This window comes from Desulfoplanes sp., from assembly GCF_054921335.1.
This window is the reverse complement of the sequence record NZ_JBUDSQ010000047.1, coordinates 1-21,657: the sequence shown is the minus strand read 5'-3', so window position 1 is coordinate 21,657 and position 21,657 is coordinate 1. Positions and strand designations below refer to the sequence as shown.

Here is a 21,657-nt window from a genome sequence, read left to right as displayed (position 1 = left end):
TGACCTTCGGGTTATGAGCCCGACGAGCTACCATACTGCTCCACCCCGCAACAAGAGAAAGGAGTAACTATAGGTTTGCATCTTGCTTGGCAAGAACTTTTTTCAAAAACTTTTACAGGCCGTATTGGTATTTGACCGTAACCCGCAGGGAGAGAGGGGTGTCGCCGGTGATGGGTGGGCGTTTGACCTTGGCGGAGGACACGCGGATGGCCGAGAGGGCGGCCTGGTCCAGCCTGGGGTCGCCGGAGGAGCGGAGCAGGCGGACATGTGTGAAAGCTCCATCGCCGGTGACGGTCAATCTGCAGGGTGCTCTGCCTATCAGATCGGAAGCATCCCTGCCGGCGGAATAAAATTTATTTGTCTCGATGGTCCGGCGGATCTGTTTCAGATATTCGGCAAAGGCCCTGCGACGCTTGTCGGCCACGTCCTCGCCCTGGTTGTTGCCATCCAAAGGGGCCATTTCCGCCGTAAAAGAAATCCCGTCGGATGTCCGCTGTTCCGGGACCATGGTTTCCAGGATCACCGGCACATTCCCCTCCACCGAAGGGGGATGCAGCAACTTGATGTGGAGCAGAGCCCCATGCAGGACAAAAGAGAGTACCAGCAGGGCTATCCAGGTATGACGTTCATCCATGGCTCAGACCGGTCCCTCTGAATCCGGAGATCTGGTTCCGATGACCAGATTGGAAAAGCCCGCCCCACGCACCGTGTCCATGACCCGGATAAACCGCTTCACCGTAACATCGGCTTCCACCTTGAGCAGAACCTTGCGATCCCCGCCGTGATTGACGAACTCCCGGCCCAGGACTTCCATGAGCATGCCGGGAAATATTTTTTCTCCATCCAGAAAAATGGCTCCATCGGCCTTGACCACCAGTTCCAGGGGGTTGCCGGAAACCGAATCCCCGGTGGTCGCCTCGGGCAGGTTCACGTCCATGCCCCGGGTGATGAAGATGGATGAAAGCACGAAAAAGATGAGCAGGATGAAGATGATATCCACCAGCGGGGTCATGTTCACCTCGACCCGCCGGTCGGTGCGGTGACGGGAAAAGGCGATCATCTTCCCATCTCCTCCAGATCATCCACAAAATCCTGGCTTTCATGCTGCATGCGGAACCCGATCCTGTCCTGAAAACGGGTCAGAAAATGATAGGCCAGAAGGGCGGGGATGGCCACGCCAAGCCCTGCCGCCGTGGTCAAGAGGGCCTGCCATATCCCATCGGCCAGAAGGGCGATATCCACGCCTCCCGGAGCGGTCGAAACCCTGGAAAACACATCGATCATCCCGAGCACCGTGCCCAGCAGTCCCATCAGAGGAGCGGCGGCCGCACCAGCTGACAGGACGGGCAGCCTGCGCCCGAGCCTGAAGAGAAGGGTCTCTCCGGCCCTGGATGCTGCCTGCTCCCGCTTGGTCTTTCCGGTAACCGAAAGGACGGCCAGAAAAACCGCTGAAGAGCCCGGCCCCTCGTTTTCGAGCAGTCCTCTCGCCTCACTGTCCCGTCCCTCGGCAACGAGTTTTTTGACCCGGTTTAAAACGGATTGCGAAATCATCCTGAAGGCGGTCATGGCCAGCAACCGGTCCAGGATGACCGCCAGAATGAGAATGGAAAAGCCCAGAATGGGCCAGATCATGATCCCGCCCTTGTCCAGAAGCATCATGTGGCAACATCTCCTTGAGTCGATAATGTCCGATACGGGGCCAGATACCCGCCAATATCTCCGCTGTCCATATGACGGCCGATGGCCACAAGAAACGGTTCGCTGAGCAGCTCCCCGGCGAACCGGGACATCTCCCAGCGGCCACCCACATACTGGACGACCATGGGAACCTCCCTCCCCCTGACCCGAACCAGTCCCTTGATCCGGAATATTTCCGCAGGACACCTGTCCAGCCATGCGGTCAGAGCATCCTCTTCGACGGCTTCAGGCAGATCCACCTTCACGGTGGAAAAGCCTTCGTCCCTGTGGTCGTGATGGGATGCGGGTACCCCTGGCAGCAGTCCGGGTTCGAAGACCTGGGGGGAATCATTATACAGGGTGCCGAAAGCGACCCGTCCATAGGAGGCGTGAAGGACCGCGGCACGAGGATTGAGCGCGGCAACCCGCTCCATGACCCGCGTGCGTTTCTGTGCATCGATGAGATCGGATTTGTTGACCACGATGACATCGGCCGCCTTGGCCTGCTCCCTGGCGATTTCATGGGAGTCGAACATGTCCAGGCCATGGATCCCGTCGATCAGGGTGGTTACCGAATCCAGACGGACCAGATCCCGCAGGCCGTCCAGCTCGGTGATCACGTTCATGGGATTGGCCAGTCCGGTGCATTCGAGCACAATGGTCATGGGCCGATAGGTGGCGATGATCTCCTGGATACCCCGACCCAGCTTCCCGGACAGGGTGCAGCAGACACATCCCTCGTCCATCTCCACGGCCTCGACCCCGTGTTCCAGGATCTTTCCGTCCAGGCCCGTGGCCCCGATCTCGTTCTGGATCACGGCCACGGATTCGTTGCGGCTTGTGTAGTACTCGATGAGCTGATTGAGGAATGTGGTCTTGCCCGAGCCCAGAAAACCACTCAGGATGATGAACTGCGGGCGCATGTCAAAAATCTTGTCGTGCTCTCCCGACCGCTCCAGAGCGGGGAGATCGTGGGTCTGCCAGAAGAGTTCCTTTCCAGGAATCTCTGGGTCGGGTGCAAGATCCTGCAACCCGGAGAAGGTCATCAGGCCGTCCATCTCCCCCCAGACCACAGAGCGGTGGATCAGGTTCGCGGGATGGTCGGCGGCCTCGGTGATCCCGCCGGACCGGTCATGGATGCGGCCGTTGACCGTCCGACTCCCGGACAGGGACGCTTCCGGAGCACGTTTCACCGTGAAGGAAACGGCCGCAGCCAGCGCCTCGAACAGAAAAGTAGCCACCTCGTTCTCGGGAAACCGCTCCTCGGGATCGCCGGGATCGACCAGATACCCCTGACCGTCGGGATAGGTCACGCCGTCCCTGGAGATGGTCAGACGAACGTCCCTGGCCTCCAGACCAAGAACGAGTCCCTTCTCGTCCCGATCCATCCCCACAACCAGCTCCCCGGCCGGAAACCAGGACATCTCCTCGGGGTGGGCGGTGAAATCCCGGACCTTGTCCCAATACCCCGTGGCCTGACAGGTCATGGCGGCCATGAGCAAAGAGTGCTCCAGAATCTCCTCGTCGGGATCGGGAAAATAGAACAGGGAGAACCGGGCCAGAACCATGTCCGCTTCAACGAGCGTGCCGCAGGGCATGATCCCGTAAACCCCGGACCGACTATCCAGCCGGCAGGTCCAGGCCTCTCCCCGGGAACAGGTTCCAAGACCGGTAATGCCCGCAAGGCGCTTGAAACGAACCTCCTGACAGGCATAGACCATGAAATTCATGGCCATCCCGGATAGGCATTCCTCGAGATTTTCCCCACTCAGGGGGGAACGGACCATGGTCGTGTCCATGTGCATAGGACCATCCCGGATTGAAGGTTGATGCAAAAAGAAACGGGGAGACCCTGATGATCAGGATCCCCCTCGTCAGGAATGACTCTCATCACCCGAACTGGATGATGTCCCCGTTGCCCAGATAGTCCTTGGACGCGGACCGGAAACGGGCCGTGCCCCGGACGACCGGATATCCGGCCTCGATGAATTTCTTGGCCGTAAGATGACCGGTGCAGTGGTTGCAGCCGATCTTCTCGAATCCCCACTTGCCCAGGGAGATGACCAGATCATCGTACTTGGGATCCCAGTCTTCAAAGGGCGAGATATGCAGACCGCCGTAGATCCCGTAGAACCGGTCATTGTCGTATTTGAGTTTGGAATAGGCGAAATCCGCGAATTTGAGGATCCCCTGGTGGCAGCAGCCCGAGACCAGGGCGAGGCCCTTGCCCTGGATGTTGAAGGCCAGAGAAGTCTCCCCGAAAACCCGGTTGATAATCGGCACATTGAATTTCAGGGCACACATACCCGGAATGATCTCGGTGACCGGTTCCTTGATGATATGCAGATCCCCGGTGTGTCCGGAATCCTTGGCGTACTGCAGCCCCTCGGGATAGAACCCGTCGTGCAGATACAGGGGGATATCCGGATCGTACTTGGTGGTCACGGGCAGACCCCAGTAGTGGTCCCAATGTTCGTGGGAAATGAACAGGGCCTCGATCTCGTTGTCCTTCAAGAGCTTGTCGATCCCCTCCCTCTTGAAGGCCGCGTCCATCCAGCTGTAGGACCAGCCCGTGTCCAGGAGGTACTTGTGCACGACCCCGTCCAGCCCCTCCACCTCGATGAGGCAGGAGTAGCCGCCCGGATTCTCGGGATGCAGGGAAAGCTTCTTCTGGATCTCCCAGGCCTTTTCCAGGTCGTGGGGGATGAGGTCCTTGATGGAGGCGATGCCCTCTTCATAGGACCCCTTGGCCGAGCCCTTGCCGTTGGCGAACGGGGCCCAGTTCAGGGTGTACTGATTGACCAGAAGCCCACCGGCCTCGTGGATGTCTCCGATGAGATGGGCGTTGTTGAACCAGCTCGTTTCGGAGATGTTGGTTATCTTGACAGACTTGCAGGCCCCGAAATCCTTCATCTTTCGATCCGTCTTGCCCAGCATGGCCGTGGCCATGGGCGAGTAGGAAAAGGCCCCCATGGAGGCAAAGGCTCCCACACACAGTCCCGTGGCCGCGCCTTTGACAAAACTGCGTCTGCTGAATTCCTTGTTTTCTTTTGACATGATGGTTCTCCTTGTTCTGACGTGAGCCGTGTTACTTGATGATGGTCAGGTTGGCCGAAATCCAGGGAAGCACATGGATGACAATGGCATACAGAGCCACGCTGGCGATCACGCCCACGCCGAGTCCCTTGGCGAATCGGGGTGTCCATTCCACATCATGGGCCACGGTCTCTTCCTGGACCTCTTCAAGCTCTTCTTCGGTCTTGGGAACCGCCTTCCAGCCCGGCCACCCGTCCATGAACCATACGTTGATCAAAAAGATGTTGATCAGCCAGATCATGGGAATCATGGGGAACTGCTGGGGATGGGAAAAACCCTTCTGGGTCCCCAGGAAGAGGTGGGAGGTTTTGTAGTAGACCACATACAGGGCAATGGCCCCGAGGATGGTGATCCCGGTACGCAGGGCCACGTTGACGGGCCGGCTGAACCTGGTCGGCCAGTTGCCGCAATAAAAGGTCAGATACAGACTGGGCACCAGCCAGAAGATGGCCATTTCACCCACATGGAGCCAGCGCCAGTCCGGGGCCATGAGGCGGCGGGTTCCACGGATGGCCGAGCCCCACACCAGTTCCTGGGCGAAATAGAGAAAGAAGCACAGACACAGGGCGATACCCAGGATGCCGAAAAAGGAAACCGTCCTGCGCAGCCAGTCGGTCTTGATCAGGTTGAAGGGATAGCGTTCCCAGATCCCTTCGAACAGCCAGACAACGACGGTGCCGCACATGATCCAGGCGATGTGGAAGTTGCCGGAAACCGTGTTGGCGAATTGTTCCCAATAGGGGGGACAGATGGCCGTGAACTTCTGCCAGGGGTAGAACAGGATGGCCATGTGCGAATGCATGGTCAGGAAATAGACGATCATGCTCAGGAAGAAGGTGACCAGGACAATGGTTATGCCCCGCGCGGGCTGCTTGAGGTTCTGCCAGGGGGCGTTCTCGCAGGCCACGACCCAGCTGGGTGAGAGCCAGGAGGCAATGGCCGCGAACATCATGATCGCCTCGGCGGCATATTCCACGGCGTAGAAATCCGTGATCCCCATGGCGGTGAGCCGATCCGGATCAAAGTAGGCGATACCGAAGTTTCCTAGGATATCGATGAAGAATCCCTTGATCAGCAGGACCATGGCCGCGACGCTGAAAAGGGTGAGCACGGTCCCCTTTAAGAGGGGATGGGTCTTTTCCAGCCAGGACCGCTTGAATGGCCAGAAATCGAAGATATAGGCCACCCAGATAAATAGGATGAGCAGCCAGCGGCAGACCATGTAGCCCACATAGGGGGTGTACATGCGCATGACACCGCGTGGGTCCTGAAAGATCCACCAGGTGATGTAAAAAAATACGCCTATGAGCAGGGTGTTGACCAGGGCCGGAATAGGGCCGTTCCAACGTTTTACCAGCTTACGGCTTTCCAGATAACTGACGGCAGTGGCGTCCATTATATGACTCCTTACAGTGGAAGTGCCTTGGGTGATGATTGATGATTGATGGTTCATGCCTTGATCGCATGTCCCGGATAGCGCCAAAAAACTAATCCTTCTTTGCGGCACGGTGTTCCAGGACAAGGTGTTTGAGTCTCCCGGGTGACTGGGTGGCAGGATCGATGCCCATTTCCATGGCCGCCATAAAGATCTCGTTTTCAGAAAGCTCGGGCCCGTGAGCGTTTTCTGGAGTCTCCTGGGAGCGGCATGTCAAAGGGGATACGAATTGCCGGAAAAAATCTCTTCTGTGCACAGGTCAGCCTTATTATGGATATGGACCCTGGGTTGGACCAGGTCCGTTGACTGCGTTTTTTGGGAGCCCCCGATTTTTGGACGCACCCCTCCCGTTTTCCCCCTCCGGAAAGGAGGGGGAAGAGTAGAGGGAGGGTTTTGGGCGTGCGGCACCCAAAATATGTTCGGTCACCCTATCAGGGAACGGATTGGCTATGGCCCAAAAGGTCGGGGGCAAACAACCGGCCAAGAACCGCGACAGACTCCTCGGCCTGCTTGAAGGCCCCATGGGGATCGTGGCGGAACATGGCATTGACCATTTCCACATGGGCGGCAAAAAATGATCCCATGGCGTCCTCACCCACGGTCATAGTGTCCGTGTCCACACTCCCGGCAACCCTTTCCAGTTCGCCCATGAGCAGGGCAAGATACCTGTTGCCGACCAATTCTGCAGCCAAGGCATAGAACCGGGCGTAATGGCGAACAATCCTGTCCGGGACATGATCCACGATGGCTTGTCCAAGCTGGGCGGTGATCTGGTTGAGTCCGGCCATCTCCTTCCTGGTGCAGGACTCCGTGGCCAGTTTGGCTATGGCGGGTCCGACGATGGCAATGGCCTGGATCATCTGGGGCATGTCCGCTTTCTGCGGTCTTCTGACCATCTTCCAGTCCGGGGTATCTTCCTTGCTGACAACATAGCAGCCGCTGCGTTGTCTGATTTCAACATATCCCCGTTCTTCGAGATGCTTGAGGACCTCCCGGACCGTATTCCTGCAACTCCCACACAATTCAGCCAGCCGACGCTCACCCGGAAGACGCTGGCCGATGGCAATGGACTCTCCCTTGATCAGAGAGATGATCCGTTCCGAGGCTAAGGCGCGTTGTTCATCGTTCATTCTGGTCCTACCAGATTGGAATTATATGGCATTTTTGTGCCCGTTACAAGGTCCCTACGGCCTGAAAAAATAGAACGCAAGCCTTTTATGCTTTTTTTCAAACAAACTGGTACTACCAAAAAAAGCACCCCCCCCTTTCCCGGCTAGTGGCCGTACTCCCGGTACTGATACCGTCCGGAGAGTGTGGACATGATGGTGGCCCCCCTTCCCTTGCACCCCATCGCCCCATTTTGGTCCTACCAGATACACTCCAAGAGCACATGTTCCCGGAGAAAAAAGAACAGGGACAAAAAAACCGGGCCCACGGTTGCTGCGGGCCCGGTTTGAAACGACATGATAACCAGAGAGAAACTGCTCCGTGTGTCAGGTATCTTGGGACGTACCCATCAAACACCGTTCCAGCCCCTTTTCAAAAGCGGCGAACAGGGGCCGGTACATGGTCATGGTGGTTTCGTCGAACCCGTCCGGCTCCGTGGAGCAAAAAATGAGCACATGGCATAGAATGTCCCGGCTGAAAAATGGTTGGGCATAGTAGGACCTGACCCCTTTGGGGATGAACAGGGCCCAGTCGATGGGCTTTATGCTCTTGGACGTATCACCCACTAGGATATGCTCCAGATCGAAATTGACGATGTTTTCGGCAATGGACCCCTTGTACGGGTGCGTGCTCTCTTCTTCGGGATCAAATCCGGCCCCCCGGGCCGCGACCGTGATCCGGTTTTCATCGATGAAAACCCGAGAAAGCATGACCGCATTGGCCGGGGCCTCCAGGGGTTGGGCCGCGAGAACCGACTCCAGCAGTCCGGGCAGGGAGGAACTTTGGGCGATGGCCTGCAGGCTTTTTCCAGAAATCTCCGGGGTCATGCCGATATCTCTGGCCGTTCCCCGGCTGCGGGGATTGGAAAGCCCGACCCACAGATAATTCTGTCCCCCCGAGGCCAGACTACGGATACTCACGTCACACATGGCCGGGCGGCGTTGACAATCGGTAAACGGCAGCTGTCCCGTCCATCTGTCGGCAAAGATCAGGCTTTCATACACACTCCCCATATACCGGTCGGGATCGTCATCGCAGAGTAGATCGTACAGGGTCATTTTCCCGACCTCGTCCCGGGATCTCCCCAGAAAAAGCAGGGCCGCCGAGTTGGTCATCACAACCCGCTTGTCGTCGAACCGGCACAAGAAAACCGGGGTATGGAAAAGTTCGATGCGCGATTCCAGCTTGTGGCTCGGGGTGTCCATGGCCTGGGCCTCTGCGGCCAACGAGGTGCATTCCGTGAGCATGCCCATGTAACACGAGGACATAGAAGGATCGGGCATGCCCGAGGCCTGGACCCAGAGCATCATCCCATCGTGGTTCTTTATCCGGAAAAGTACCGAGGCGGACTGCCGCCCATGCACCCTGTCCATGAAATTCTCGAACCGGTCGAGATCTTCCCCCAGCACGGTCTTACGGGCGAATTCCATGTTCTTGAGCAGGAGGGGTGTATCCCGGCCAAGCCCCTGGATATGATAGGTATTGAAAAAGGTGATCTCCTTTTTGACCACGTTGATACGCCAGATCAGAAAGGGGACCGCCTCCAGGTAGGAGGCCAGGTGCTGTTCAAAACCCTGTAAAAAATCATAGGGATGATAATCGCTGCTGACCATGATAGAACCGCTATTGTTTTCAATTTGTTGGGAAAACCGGACAGACCGTGGTGTCCGTCACTCGGCCGCCAGGGTCAAAAATTCCTTGAGGTCCGAGTGGAGCAGCCCCCTGAATTCGCCCAGATCGTCTTCCGGAACCCGGGCAAAGAGAAAGGCGAAGACCGGATACTCACGGACATCGATGCGCCGGAGTTCCAGAGGGTCGGAAAAACGGGCCGTGAGGGAATCATAATCCACGGCAGTGATAGAGGCGCAGTCCACATCCGCAGGCACATCGGCCACGAGCACGCCAACAGCCTGCCCCTCGCGCTCGGCCAGAATGGTTGGCCAGTCAGGGGTTTTTCCATCCAGATAATACGCATAGGGGTTGAATCCCCAGGCATGAAAGGTCAGATCGGCCACGCACCAGCCGGCAAAACGCATGGGGTTGGCCTCGATGGGCATGATGGTGCCGTCCTTGTCCACGCGCAGTTCCACATGGGCCGGAAAATTGGTCAGATGTGCCCGGGTGCCGATTTCGCCCAGATACCTGGTGAACCGGTCCAGCCAGGTGCGGATGATGGAGGGCGAGGTGAGATAGACCCGGTCGCTGACATCGTTTTCCGAGGCAAAGAGATGGCCCAGGATGTTCAGAATGACCGGTTTGCCGTCAGCACCGAAATACACGTCCACGGCAAATTCCTCACCCCCGATGCACTCCTCGATGATAAAATGATCGAGGCTCAGGACCTGGTCGGGATAGTGGGATTGAATGCGGGAGACCTCGTTGTGGATGGTCTCGAGAACACCGGGCCAATCTTCGTCCGCATCCACCTTGTGCACGCCCAGACTGAAAAACCCCACGGCCGGTTTGATGATAAAGGGTTTGGGAAATGCCGAGGGATCGATGTCCTTGAGCTTGTCGAAAGGGATTCCCTTGAACACATAGTCCGGATGCATGTCGCGGATGAGCTCGCGGAAAAGGACCTTGTCCTTGAACGTTCGGATGGTGTCCGGCAGTCCGGTGGTTCCCAGATGGGTGCCGATCCACTCGATGGCGTTTTCCGAGTTGGAGTATATGGGCAGACTCGAGTTTGCACGGGCGGCAAAATCTTCGGCCGGACACAGGACAGATGCGTTGGGTCCGAAATGTTTGCTGGCCACGTCATTGGCCAGAACCGGAGCCTGGCGATCGAGGATGGTCTGTTTCAGGAAATCAGAGACGTAAGGGGCTTCGAGAATAAACATAAGGCGGTTTTAGGTGTTAGGTGTTAGGTTTTAGGTGGTAGGTTTGAGGTCGGGGTGATGATACAGGATAATGATTTGCCTTTCCCGGGAACGCCGACCGTCCGGTCACCATTTTGGAGACGGCAGAATGATAAGAGCTCAAAGATATTACCGGAAATCCCGTAGGGGCACGGCGCGCCGTGCCCTTGAATTGACGTCCATGGCGTACAGGGACGCATAAGTATCTTGTGCAGGAATCGATGATGTCATCATTTGTATCGTGTCATTGTTATGATACGGGGGAAGGGCACGGCGCGCCGTGCCCCTACGGACCGACAATTATACAGGGCGTTTATATGTTATTTCTGATTTTTTCCGCCACCATCTCGGCCACGCGGATGCCGTCGACTGCGGACGAGGTGATCCCGCCGGCGTATCCGGCGCCTTCTCCGGCCGGGTAGAGGCCCCTGACGGAAACGGACTCGAGCCCCTGGTCGCGCAGAATGCGCACGGGCGAGGAACTGCGGGTCTCCACCCCGGTCAGCACGGCGTCGGGCCGGGCAAACCCCTTGAGCTTGCGGTCCAGGGCCACAATGGCCTCGCGCATGGCAGCGGCCGCATACTCCGGCAGACATTGGGCCAGATCGCAGAGCCTGACCCCCGGGGTATACGTGGGCTCGACATTGCCGAGAACCATGGACCCCACGCCCTGCAGAAAATCACCCACCAGCTGCGCCGGGGCGTGGAAATTGGATCCGCCCAGCTCAAAGGCCTTTTCTTCCCATTTGCGCTGGAAGTCCACACCGGCCAGGGGATCGTCTCCCTGCAGATCAGACGGCTTGATACCCACGAGCAGGGCGGCGTTGGCGTTCTTTCCGCTTCTGGCCCGAAGGCTCATGCCGTTGGTGACAACCTGGCCCGGTCCGCTGGCGGCTGCTATGACCTGACCGCCCGGGCACATGCAGAACGAGTATGCCGAGCGTTCCCCTTTGCTGTGATGCACCAACTTGTACGGTGCGGGCCCGAGTCGGGGGTGTCCGGCGTGTGTGCCATACAGCGCCGTGTCCACCATGGACTGGGGATGTTCTATGCGGCAGCCCATGGAAAAGGGCTTCTGCTCCATGGCCACGCCGGATTGTCTGAGCAGGCCAAAGGTGTCCCGCGCCGAATGGCCGATGGCCAGAACCACATGGTCGGTCTCGATCTCTTCATGACCATTGATCATCACCCCTTTGATATGCCCTTCCTCCACATGCAGTCCGGTCAACCGGGCCTGGAAACGGACCTCCCCGCCCAGATCGATGACCGTCTTCCGGATCGTCTGGACGATGGACACGAGCAGATCCGTGCCCATATGAGGGTGGCTCGCGTACAGAATATCCTCGGGCGCACCGGCAGCCACGAATTCCTCAAGCACCTTGCGGCACCGATTGTTCTTGTCCTTGATCCCGGTGTTCAGCTTGCCGTCGGAAAAGGTTCCGGCCCCGCCCTCGCCGAACTGGACATTACTCTCCGGATCGAGAGCACCTGTCTGCCAGAACCGGTCCACGTCCCTGGTCCGTTCGTCAGCCGGTCGGCCCCGGTCGAGGACCAGGGGGCGATACCCGGACCGGGCCAGAAGGAGGGCGGTGAACAGCCCGCACGGTCCGGCTCCGACAACCACCGGACGGTGCCAGGTTCCTTCCGGAGCGGGCCGGGGTGGGGTATAGCACAGATCAGGAACCTGTGTGTACCGGCATGCCCCTGAAACCTCGGTTTCCGGAGTCAGTTCCACATCCAGGGTATAGACGAAAAAAACCGCATTGCGTTTGCGCGCATCAATGGACTGTCTGCGTATATACAGGGTCTTGATGTGGCAGGGATCGATGCCCAGGTGGCTGGCCGCAGCCAGGCGCAGATCCTCGAAAGAGTGGTCCAGGGGGAGTTTGATCTGGGTGGTGCGGAGCATGGGTCTGGTTGTCCGTGCGGTTGAGCCCATGGGTTCGTGCCCATGGGGATACCAATCCGTTGTTCGTCAAAAAGAATGGAACAGGGACCCCTTGACGGATCGGTCTGAAAGATGGTCGGGAAAACGTTGGGTCGCCGAACTTGCGATCAAGGTCAAGAAGATAATCGGTCCCTTCCGGTCTTGGTGGCCGTTTGGAGCCTCGAAAAATTTTTTTTGCAACAGACTCCGCTGGATGTCGCTCTGGGGATCCGCCATCAGGCGATTGGAGTCCAACCGAGTTCCCCCAACCCCAGGAGCCTATGTATGCTCTATCACGCAAAACCATCCAACAGACTCGGAAGATCGTTTCTGTGGGATGTCAAACTGCTTGAAAAAATCGAGACGGACCGATTTTTGGTCAAGAAAGGCAAGGAGAGGTTCGTCCTGGGCAAGCAGGGATGCTGCAGACCCGAATACTGTCAGGCCGCCTGCTGCCAGGTCTTTTGTCTCAAAGACGGTTTGAGCGCGTACCTTGAAGGGTTTACCAAAAAAGGGATCGCAGGACCGCTGATCCCTATGCCTTGTAAATATCTCACCGACGATCTCTGGTGCTCACGCTGGGAATGTCCGGACTTCCCCACTGCCTGCCGGGAATTTCCCGTTCCCGGGGACAGAATGTATTTGGAAGTCATGGATTTCTGTTCCTTCACCTTCCATCTTATCGAAAAAGTACCCATGACCAGAAAAGAGGCCATGGGCTATGGCTGATCCAAAACAGCCCGGTGGTTCGGGAGGTGCCGAAATTGGATAGCCGATCTTCTTGACCGGCCTCCTGAATTCACATAGGTCTCTTTCCAACGACTCCGGAACCACTTGCACACACAATGGGTTATCAGGACCAACTGATGCCCTTTTTTTTTGTGGGAGCATCCGTGTGCCGAGCCGCGGAGTCTTTCATCCTCTTTTCCCCGATGCAACGATCCTTGTGATCTCACCGTGGTACCTCTTTTTTCGTCCCGTCACATTCCTCTTTCGTCTTTTCGGATTATCAGGTTTATCAGGACATTGTACTCCACGGAGATGTCTCCCTTCAGGGACACGGCATCCGTATTTTCTTTTCCCCACCGGCAGGCAGGAAAATGGAACAACTCGCCGGTAAGGATATCATCTTATTTATGCACGACCAAAAAGCAAGAACCTCCCGTCCGTCCACTCGACGCCCCGAACACCCCAACAGATCACACACCACCCGGCAACAGAGACCGCCGACCGTAGAAGGGGTCTTCACCGGACTCATTGAGGAACTCCAGAAAGCCGTAGCCGACATGGGCTACCGGGCCCCGACCCCGATCCAAGAACAGTCCATTCCCTTTCTGGCCAAGGGGAGGGACATCATCGGCTGTGCCCAGACGGGAACCGGCAAGACAGCGGCCTTCAGTCTGCCCATTCTCGAATATCTCTCCACCAATCCCCAAAAACGTTTGCCGGGCAGTCCCCGTGTCCTCGTACTCGCCCCGACCCGGGAGCTGGCCGCCCAGATCGACGCGTCCATCCATGATTACGCCAAATACCTGCACATCAACCATACGGTCATCTTTGGCGGTGTGGGCCAGAATCCCCAGGTCAAGGCCCTCAAACGCGGGCTGGATATCCTGGTAGCAACGCCCGGCCGCCTCCTGGATCTCATGGGGCAGGGGTTCATCGACCTGGGCCGTATCGAAATATTTGTCCTGGACGAGGCAGACCGCATGCTGGACATGGGATTTCTCCCGGATATCCGCAAGGTCATCGCCAAACTACCGAACAAGAGGCAATCCCTGTTCTTCTCCGCGACCATGGAAAAACAGATCATGGATCTGGCCACCACCCTGGTCACGGACCCGGCACGGGTGGACATCGCCCCGGAACAGCCGGCCGTGGAACGGATCGTTCAGAAGCTCTATTTCGTGGACAAAAACACCAAACCGAACCTGCTGAACCGGCTCATGGAAGACCCGGCATTCAAAAAAGTCATCGTGTTCACCCAGATGAAACACATGGCCAATAGGGTGGTCGGTAAGCTGACCAAGGCCGGATTCGCCGCAGCGGCCATCCATGGGAACAAGAGCCAGAACGCCCGCACCAAGGCCATGAACGATTACAAAAAAGGAAAAATCCGCGTACTCGTGGCCACGGATATTGCGGCGAGGGGGATCGATGTGGACGGGATCACCCACGTGATCAACTACGATCTTCCGGTAGAACCGGAAACCTATGTACACCGTATCGGCCGCACGGCCCGGGCCGGAGCCGGCGGAAAGGCCGTTTCCTTTTGCAGTGCACCGGAACGGGACTATCTGCGGAGCATCGAACGATTGCTCCGGGAAACCGTTCCCGTGGTCATGGACCACCCCTTCCACAGCGAAGAGGCCAAAAACGCCACAGGTGCCGCGGCACGGCCCGCACCCAAAAAACAACAGATGCGGTCGAAGCGGCCACGACCGCAGTCGGCCAGAACGGGGTCCTCGAGACCGCATTCCCGGCAGGGACAACGAACGCCCAGTCGGGCGAGACGGGCATCGTAGGGATAGACCGCTGTCTTCTAAAGGGCGGACACACAGGCACATCCCTACAGATCGTGTGTTTTTGCCAACAACATTAAAAAGGCTGCCGGAGTGATTCCGGCAGCCTTTTTTTGGTGCATGGCGAATTCCTGGGACTACGGGATCAAGGTCCCTAGATCGAGGCCCAGGGACATTTCCAGGTCATACATGATATTGGCATTGGCCAGGGCCTGACCGGAGGCGCCCCTGCACAGGTTGTCGATGGCCGAGACAATGATCAGCCGATCGGTGCGCGGGTCAACGGCCAGCCCGATGTCGCAGAACATGGTCCCCCGGACCCATTTGGTCTGGGGAAGGGTTCCCTTGGGCAGAACCCGGACCCACGGCTTTTCAGCGTAAAACCGGGTGAACAGATCATGGGCCGCATCCAGGGTGACCGACCGGACCGGCCGGGTGTAGGTGGTGGAGAGGATCCCCCGGTCCATGGGGATGAGATGGGTATTGAAGGACAGGGTCACATCCGTCCCTGCGGCCACCGAGACCTCCTGTTCAATCTCCGGGGTATGGCGGTGCTTGCCCAGATTGTAGGCCCGAAAATTATCGTTCACCTCACAAAACAGGGACGGCACGCCGGGTTTGCGGCCGGCACCGGTCGCCCCGGACTTGCTGTCCACGACAATCCCCCGGGTCTCGACCAAACCGCTTGCAAGGGCCGGATACAGCCCAAGAATGGCAGATGTTGGATAGCATCCCGGATTGGCAATGAGTTCGGCCCCCTTAATGGCTTCCTCGTACAATTCCGGAAGGCCGTAGACGGCATTGGGCAAAAGTTCTCTCTGGGTATGGTCGACACTATACCATTCTTCGTAGATCTCGGGATCACGCAGGCGGAAATCAGCGCTCAGATCGACGACCTTCACCTTGCGGGCCACAAGCTCGGCGGCGATGTTCATGGCCGTCCCATGGGGCACGGCCAAAAAGACCAGGTCGCACTCTTTTGCCAGAACGTCCGGATCAGGCTGGACAATAGGAATGTCGGCCAGAGCCGTGGCCTGGAGATGGGGAAAGATGTCCACCATGGTCTTGCCGGCCTCCTTACGCGAGGTGGCCAGAACCATTTTGAATACCGGATGGCCTATCATGAGGCGGGCCAGTTCCATGCCTGTGTAGCCGGTTGCCCCGACGAGGCCTGTTTGTATTGTTGGATGCATAGGTTTTTTGGTTTTAGGTTTTAAGGGGTAAGGGAGTGGACCAAGTGGACAGAGGGGACGCAGTGGCGGATGAGGATGCTGAGATTTTTTACTGCGCACTGCGTACTGTGCACTGCCTACTTTCTTTTACTTTCTTTCGCTGTACCACTCGTTCATGAAGGCCTGGTATTCTCCGGATTGGACTTCTTTGAGCCATTTTTTGTTTTTCTTGTACCAGGCAATGGTCTCTTTGATGCCTGCAGCGAAATCGTGGTCAGGGGTCCAGCCGAGTTCCTTGGTGGCCAGGGTAAAATCCATGGCGTAGCGACGGTCGTGGCCCGGGCGGTCTTTGACATAGGTGATCAGGGACCCGGGTTTGCCCAGTTCCTGAAGGATGGTCTTGACGATGTCGATATTGGCCATTTCGGCATTGCCGCCAAAATTATAGACGTGGCCGGGCTTGCCGTTTTCCAGGGCCATGGCCACCCCCTTGCAGTGGTCACGAACATAGATCCAGTCGCGGACATTGAGGCCGTCCCCGTAGACCGGGATGGATTTCTCCTCCATGGCATTGGTGAAAATAAGGGGAATGAGCTTTTCCGGAAACTGATAGGGCCCATAATTGTTGGAACACCGGGTGATAACCACGGGCATGTCATAGGTCTTGTGGTAGGCCCGTGCCAAAAGATCGGCCGATGCCTTGGACGCCGAATACGGACTGTTCGGGGCCAGGGGAGTGGTTTCGGAAAAAAGTCCTTCAGGACCCAGGGAGCCGTAGACCTCGTCCGTGGATATCTGGACGAATCTGGGGATTCCGAGATGACGGGACACCTCGAGTAGTGTCTGGGTACCGTTGATGTTTGTGGTGATAAACGGTGAGGGATCGCTAATGGACCGGTCCACATGGGACTCGGCAGCAAAATTGACCACCGCATCGATCTCATGGACCCGCATCATGCCCATGACCAGTTCGGGGTCATTGATGTCCCCATGGACAAAAACATACCGCCCCCCCCCATGTTGTCTCTCGATGGAGGACAGATTCATCCGGTTGCCCGCATAGGTCAGCCTGTCCAGGTTAACGATATTGACGTCATCATTGGTTCCAAACATATAGTGGATAAAATTGGAGCCGATGAATCCACATCCGCCGGTGACGAGAATGTTCATGGGTATTCCTTGGTTGATAACATGTTAGAATAACAACAATCTTTGACTTTGATCTCTGCTAAACCAAAACCAGTTTGAAAACGTGGGTTCCGGTGATGGATCGGTACAAGAATTTTTTGTTTACGAGCTTACCAGCCCATGAGCTGATGAGCTCGTAAGCTGATAAGCCTTGATAGCGGAACACATATCCGTACATTTGAAAACTACGGCTTCCAAAGTAGGTTTGGTTCAGGAGAACAAAAAAATCAAGTAGCTATTCAGCTCGTGGTAGCCCGATTGCGTGGTGCCCCCTGGGAACGCCGAGCGTCTGCTCGGCAACGCGCCTACGAACCAGTAGGAAACAGCGGCAATGGAGTAGCCGGACATTATGACCATATTCCCTATACATTTCCAGAAAGGCCGAAAGGACGCTCGGCATTCCCAGAAACCCATATCCACCGCCTGAAAAATACCTGAAAAAAAACTTGCCCTAACGAATCTTTTTTTCTAGAAATACTGCCTGTTCGGGCGATTAACTCAGCGGTGAGAGTGCCATCTTCACACGGTGGAAGTCCGGAGTTCAAATCTCCGATCGCCCACCACCGGAATATCAGGGCCCTGGTTTTTTGCCAGGGCCTTTTTTTATGCCCCTGCCCCTGGACGGATAGCCCCCTCCAAGAGACAAAGGGATACACCCGTATACGTCAACAGCAGTGGATATTAAGTTTGACCCCAAAGAGCAACCCTTATGCAGATAGCCCTGTACGAACCGGAGATCCCGCCCAACACCGGAACCATCGCCCGGCTCTGCGCCGCCGTGACCACCCCCCTCAATCTCATCGAGCCTTTGGGATTCAGCCTGGACGACCGGTACCTGAAGCGGGCCGGGCTGGACTACTGGCCCCACGTGGATGTGCGGGTCTGGAAGAACTGGGACGCGTTCACCGGGTCCCTTCCCCCCTCGGCCCGCCTGATCATGACCAGTGCCCGCAAGGGGCATCCCCATCACAGCTTTTCCTTCCACAACGAGGACATCATTGTCCTCGGCCCTGAAACCCGGGGACTTCCCGAACCAATCCTCGCCTCGGCCGACCACCTGGTACGCATCCCCATCTGGGGAGAGGTGCGATCCATCAACCTGGCCAATTGCGCCTCGGTCCTGCTCTACGAAGCCCTCCGCCAGACCGGTGAGCTCGACCTCCACGAACCCGCCCCCTGAATCTGGGAACGCCGAGCGTCTGCTCGGCACTGTGTCTGCGAACCAGCAGAAAACAGGGGCAGATGGCACGCCCGGATAGGAGTATAACGATACTCCATCTCCATGGCCTGCAAGGCCGAGCAGACGCTCGGCGTTCCCAGGAAAAAAGACGCTGCCTTATCCCGAATTGTCATGCTGCATAGTTACAAACCGTTTTATACAGAGGCGCCAAAAAACGGCGAAGGAAGATTGGGATAGGCTCGGAAAACATGGGTGTACACGTCCATGGCCTTTTGGGAGACTTCGGCATCATCATAGGCGCTCACCGGGAGTCCGGTGGTATCGGCCCAGAGAAAATCGGTGATCTGGATGCGTACCGCGTCGCGGGTGGCTTCCTTGTCCCGCCAATGGTCGATGCGCAGTTTTTCTTTTTTGAGGGTTGCGAGCAGGTCCACGGCCACCTTCTTGATTCTCTTGATGTCCCGTGGGGAAAGATCGGTTTTTTTCAGCAGATCGAACACGGCCAGGGATTCTTCGTCCAGCCCTTCGCGGGCGGCTCGGCTTTCTTCATCGGTGAGTTCTTTCGCGTAGAAGGTAAGCAGGGCCTCAAATGATTTTTCAATGGTGGCCCGGTCCTTCTCCCTGTTATACGCTGCAACGATATCCTCGAAATGCCTCTGGAAATTGGTCCGCAACGGGTTTTGTTCCAGCAGCCGTTTCAGCCTGTTTTCAATGACCGTTTTCAGGCTCTGTACCGTGGTCCGTTTGGCCCGGCTTCTTTCGAACTCCTTGCGCAGCCGGTCGAAATCGATCCTGCTGATGTCGAAGAGCCCGTGCTCCTCAGCGGCGGCATCAACGGGTTTCGTTGCAATGGCCCCATCAACCACCAGATGGAGTTGTCTGATGATATGGGATATATCGGCCTGGTCCCGATCCTGTTGCAGACTTTTGTACACCACGCGTATGGCCTCGTAATCCGCCCGGTGTGCATTGACTCCCCGGACATTGATACATGCCTTGAATTTCTTGAACACCTCCCGGCACATCACCTCGAACCGTTTTCTGGTCCGGTCGTTTTCATTGGCGGCTTCCTTGGCGGCCAGGATGGCACGGTTACGCTCGAACCCGGTAGCGGTGATGATGCCGTCCAGGGATGCCCTGTTTCTGGCAAGAAAACCCCTGATCAACCCGATGGCCTCGGCCAACTCTGCGAGCAGTTCCTCGTCCGGACGCGCAGGGTCCGTTCCCCCGCTTTCCCCCTCATGTCCGGCGTCTCCCTGCCCGGCAAAGGTGGCCAGTGCCTTACGCAGATTCTTGAGTATCCCGCAATAATCCACGATGAGCCCGTTGTTTTTTCCTCCATTGATCCGGTTGGCCCGGGCAATGGCCTGCATCAGGGTATGGGCCTTGAGGGGTTTGTCCAGGTAGAGGGTGGACAGGCAGGGAACGTCGAATCCTGTCAGCCACATGGCGCAGACAATAGCGATACGAAAAGGGTGTTCTTCTTCCTTGAAGGCTTCTGCCAGGCCCATGCGCTGCAGATTTCTGAATCTCGGCTTGTGGCGCAGGGATTCGGGCAGATCGATCCCGTCCTTGATCAGACGGCGGTGGGGGGTGATGTCCAAATCCCACTGGGCAAATGTGTCAACCTCCCCCTGTTCTTCACTGATGACCACGGCCATTCTGGTCTGACGCATCCATTCGATGCGTCGTCTGCTGTATGCTTCTTCCTGCTCGTCCCGGGCAGATCCGAGTTCCGATTCCAGTGTGCGGATATGCCGGTCCCAATAGAATTCAATCAAACGGTACATGCGCACGCAGGTGATCTTGTCGATGCATACCAGCATGGCCTTGCCCGATTCCCAGGCACGGGAATAATGGTCCACAAAGTCCCGGGCCACCTGATCCAGCCGTTTACCTGCGGTGATGACATGGTAATCGCGTTTGAGATCTTTTTCCAACCGCTGGACAAGGTCGATATCGTCCAGATCCAGATCGTTCAGCTTTTCGGCGATCCGCGTGTTCAGATCACTCGTGGCCACCCCGAGTTTGTCCCCCCTTGGGTCATAATACAGGGGCACCGTGGCCTTGTCTTCTACTGCCCGCTGAAAATCGTAGGTGGAGACATATTCCCCGAATACCCGGCGGGTTATTTCGTCGTCGTTAAAGAGGGGCGTGCCGGTAAAACCGATATAGGCGGCACCGGGCAGGGCGTTGCGCATGTTCAGGGCCAGGGTGCCGTATTGGGTTCTGTGGGCTTCGTCGGTGATGACGATGATGTCATCCCTGCGGGTGTACGGCACATCCGGGTCAACATCCTGATTGAATTTCTGGATCAGGGAAAAAACATAGGCCTTGTGCTCGGCCAGAAGACGGCTCAAATGCTCGCCGCTGGCGGCCCGGCATGGGTCCCGGTCATTATCCACCACACCGCATCCGGCAAAGGTCTTGTACAGCTGGGTGTCCAGGTCTTCCCTGTCCGTGAGCACCAGGAAGGTAAAATTGCCGCCCAGCTTCCGGTGAACCTTGCGGGTGAAAAAGACAATGGAATAACTCTTGCCCGCCCCCTGGGTGTGCCAGAACACCCCCAGTTTTCCCTGCCGGTCGGCGCGGTCCCTGACCGCCTGGATGGCCCGGTTCACCCCGAGGAACTGATGATTGCGGGCCAGAATCTTCCGGGTTTCACCAGCGCAGTCATCAAAAAGAATGAAGTTTTCAAACAGATCCAGCAGGTTGTGCCTGTCACAGACCCCCTTGAGCAGGGTCTCCATGTCCACGGCTCCGGGTGCATCTTCCTCAAGACGTTTCCAGTCGCTGAAGTGCTCGAATTTGCTTGATATCGACCCGATCTTCGCGTCCACACCATTGGCCAGGATGACCACGGCATTGTGGTGGAAGAGATGGGGAACCGTGTCCTTGTAGTCTTTGAGATTCTGTTCAAAGGCCGCGCGGATATCCCGATTGAGGTTTTTGAGCTCCATGAAAACAAGAGGAATACCGTTGACAAACCCCACAATATCGGCCCGCCGCCGGTACAGATCGCCCCTGATCCACAGCTCCCGAACACACAAAAAGTGATTGTCGGCCTCCTCGGAAAAATCAAAAACCCGCAATCGTTCCCGAACCCGTTCGCCGTCATCATTGCGGAATGTCACCTGCACACCGTTCGTCAGAAGCCGGTATATGTCCCGGTTGACGGCCACCATGGACTGCCCGGCCGGAATGGTCACGATCTGGCGCAGGGCATCGTCATAGGCACCATCGGGCAACCCCGGATTCAGCCTCTCCAACGCCTGCCGCAGATACCGCGTGAGCACGACTTCCTTGTCGGACCTCCGCCCCAGGGTTCCCTCGGGACCAAAGGTCTCCGTATTGAAGGCATAGACCGACTCCCACCCGAGCCGATCGTGCAGATAGTCGGACGTGGTTTGTTGAACGAGGGTGTCTTCGGTGTAG

Annotated in this window: 17 protein-coding genes and 1 tRNA gene; 4 read left to right on the top strand and 14 right to left on the bottom strand. The window is 57.1% G+C overall.

Annotated features, from left to right (window positions below):
* Nucleotides 1-112: 112 nt before the first annotated feature.
* From ACY692_RS10255 to ACY692_RS10205, 11 genes are all read right to left on the bottom strand, one after another.
* Nucleotides 113-634 carry a TonB family protein gene (locus ACY692_RS10255; protein ID WP_462325269.1) on the bottom strand — a complete coding sequence of 174 codons (522 nt, stop codon included), beginning with the start codon at nucleotides 632-634 and terminating at the stop codon, nucleotides 113-115.
* Nucleotides 635-637: 3 nt separating this feature from the next.
* Entirely contained in the window at nucleotides 638-1,060 is a 423-nt protein-coding gene (locus ACY692_RS10250; protein ID WP_462325268.1) for an ExbD/TolR family protein, read from the bottom strand.
* On the bottom strand, nucleotides 1,057-1,659 hold the full coding sequence (locus tag ACY692_RS10245; protein WP_462325267.1) for a MotA/TolQ/ExbB proton channel family protein: 603 nt from the start codon (nucleotides 1,657-1,659) through the stop codon (nucleotides 1,057-1,059). The genes ACY692_RS10250 and ACY692_RS10245 overlap by 4 nt, the downstream gene beginning before the upstream one ends.
* A complete protein-coding gene (locus tag ACY692_RS10240; RefSeq protein ID WP_462325266.1) occupies nucleotides 1,656-3,482 on the bottom strand; it encodes a CobW family GTP-binding protein in 1,827 nt (608 codons plus the stop codon). Before ACY692_RS10240 ends, ACY692_RS10245 begins: the two co-directional genes overlap by 4 nt.
* A gap of 85 nt (nucleotides 3,483-3,567) precedes the next feature.
* On the bottom strand, nucleotides 3,568-4,734 hold the full coding sequence (locus tag ACY692_RS10235) for an MBL fold metallo-hydrolase (RefSeq protein WP_462325265.1): 1,167 nt from the start codon (nucleotides 4,732-4,734) through the stop codon (nucleotides 3,568-3,570).
* Between the two features lie 31 nt (nucleotides 4,735-4,765).
* Complete coding sequence (locus tag ACY692_RS10230) at nucleotides 4,766-6,169, bottom strand: hypothetical protein (protein WP_462325264.1); 1,404 nt, start codon at nucleotides 6,167-6,169, stop codon at nucleotides 4,766-4,768.
* A 470-nt stretch (nucleotides 6,170-6,639) separates the two neighbouring features.
* Entirely contained in the window at nucleotides 6,640-7,338 is a 699-nt protein-coding gene (locus ACY692_RS10225) for a FadR/GntR family transcriptional regulator (RefSeq protein WP_462325263.1), read from the bottom strand.
* A gap of 363 nt (nucleotides 7,339-7,701) precedes the next feature.
* Nucleotides 7,702-8,988, bottom strand: coding sequence for a hypothetical protein (locus ACY692_RS10220; protein ID WP_462325262.1), 1,287 nt, complete (start codon nucleotides 8,986-8,988; stop codon nucleotides 7,702-7,704).
* Nucleotides 8,989-9,045: 57 nt separating this feature from the next.
* Nucleotides 9,046-10,215, bottom strand: a complete 1,170-nt coding sequence (locus ACY692_RS10215) for an ATP-grasp domain-containing protein (RefSeq protein ID WP_462325261.1) — start codon at nucleotides 10,213-10,215, stop codon at nucleotides 9,046-9,048.
* A gap of 331 nt (nucleotides 10,216-10,546) precedes the next feature.
* Nucleotides 10,547-12,172 carry an NAD(P)/FAD-dependent oxidoreductase gene (locus ACY692_RS10210; protein WP_462325260.1) on the bottom strand — a complete coding sequence of 542 codons (1,626 nt, stop codon included), beginning with the start codon at nucleotides 12,170-12,172 and terminating at the stop codon, nucleotides 10,547-10,549.
* Nucleotides 12,173-12,208: 36 nt separating this feature from the next.
* A complete protein-coding gene (locus tag ACY692_RS10205; RefSeq protein WP_462325259.1) occupies nucleotides 12,209-12,415 on the bottom strand; it encodes a hypothetical protein in 207 nt (68 codons plus the stop codon).
* 30 nt (nucleotides 12,416-12,445) lie between these two features.
* Between ACY692_RS10205 and ACY692_RS10200 the strand changes: the two genes are divergently transcribed.
* Both ACY692_RS10200 and ACY692_RS10195 read left to right on the top strand, forming a co-directional pair.
* A complete protein-coding gene (locus ACY692_RS10200; protein ID WP_462325258.1) occupies nucleotides 12,446-12,889 on the top strand; it encodes a hypothetical protein in 444 nt (147 codons plus the stop codon).
* Between the two features lie 407 nt (nucleotides 12,890-13,296).
* Nucleotides 13,297-14,685, top strand: a complete 1,389-nt coding sequence (locus tag ACY692_RS10195) for a DEAD/DEAH box helicase (RefSeq protein WP_462325257.1) — start codon at nucleotides 13,297-13,299, stop codon at nucleotides 14,683-14,685.
* A 134-nt stretch (nucleotides 14,686-14,819) separates the two neighbouring features.
* On the opposite strand, the gene argC is transcribed toward ACY692_RS10195, so the two are convergent.
* Together argC and rfbB are read right to left on the bottom strand one after the other, a co-directional pair.
* On the bottom strand, nucleotides 14,820-15,875 hold the full coding sequence (argC, locus tag ACY692_RS10190) for an N-acetyl-gamma-glutamyl-phosphate reductase (RefSeq protein WP_462325256.1): 1,056 nt from the start codon (nucleotides 15,873-15,875) through the stop codon (nucleotides 14,820-14,822).
* A 126-nt stretch (nucleotides 15,876-16,001) separates the two neighbouring features.
* Nucleotides 16,002-17,024 carry a dTDP-glucose 4,6-dehydratase gene (gene rfbB / locus ACY692_RS10185; protein ID WP_462325255.1) on the bottom strand — a complete coding sequence of 341 codons (1,023 nt, stop codon included), beginning with the start codon at nucleotides 17,022-17,024 and terminating at the stop codon, nucleotides 16,002-16,004.
* Nucleotides 17,025-17,529: 505 nt separating this feature from the next.
* Here rfbB and ACY692_RS10180 point away from each other — a divergent pair.
* Nucleotides 17,530-17,605, top strand: a tRNA-Val gene (locus tag ACY692_RS10180).
* Nucleotides 17,606-17,751: 146 nt separating this feature from the next.
* Nucleotides 17,752-18,222 carry a tRNA (cytidine(34)-2'-O)-methyltransferase gene (locus tag ACY692_RS10175; protein ID WP_462325254.1) on the top strand — a complete coding sequence of 157 codons (471 nt, stop codon included), beginning with the start codon at nucleotides 17,752-17,754 and terminating at the stop codon, nucleotides 18,220-18,222.
* A 194-nt stretch (nucleotides 18,223-18,416) separates the two neighbouring features.
* Here ACY692_RS10175 and ACY692_RS10170 read toward each other — a convergent pair.
* The coding region (locus tag ACY692_RS10170; protein WP_462325253.1) for a type I restriction endonuclease subunit R at nucleotides 18,417-21,657 on the bottom strand (3,241 nt) is incomplete at its 5' end.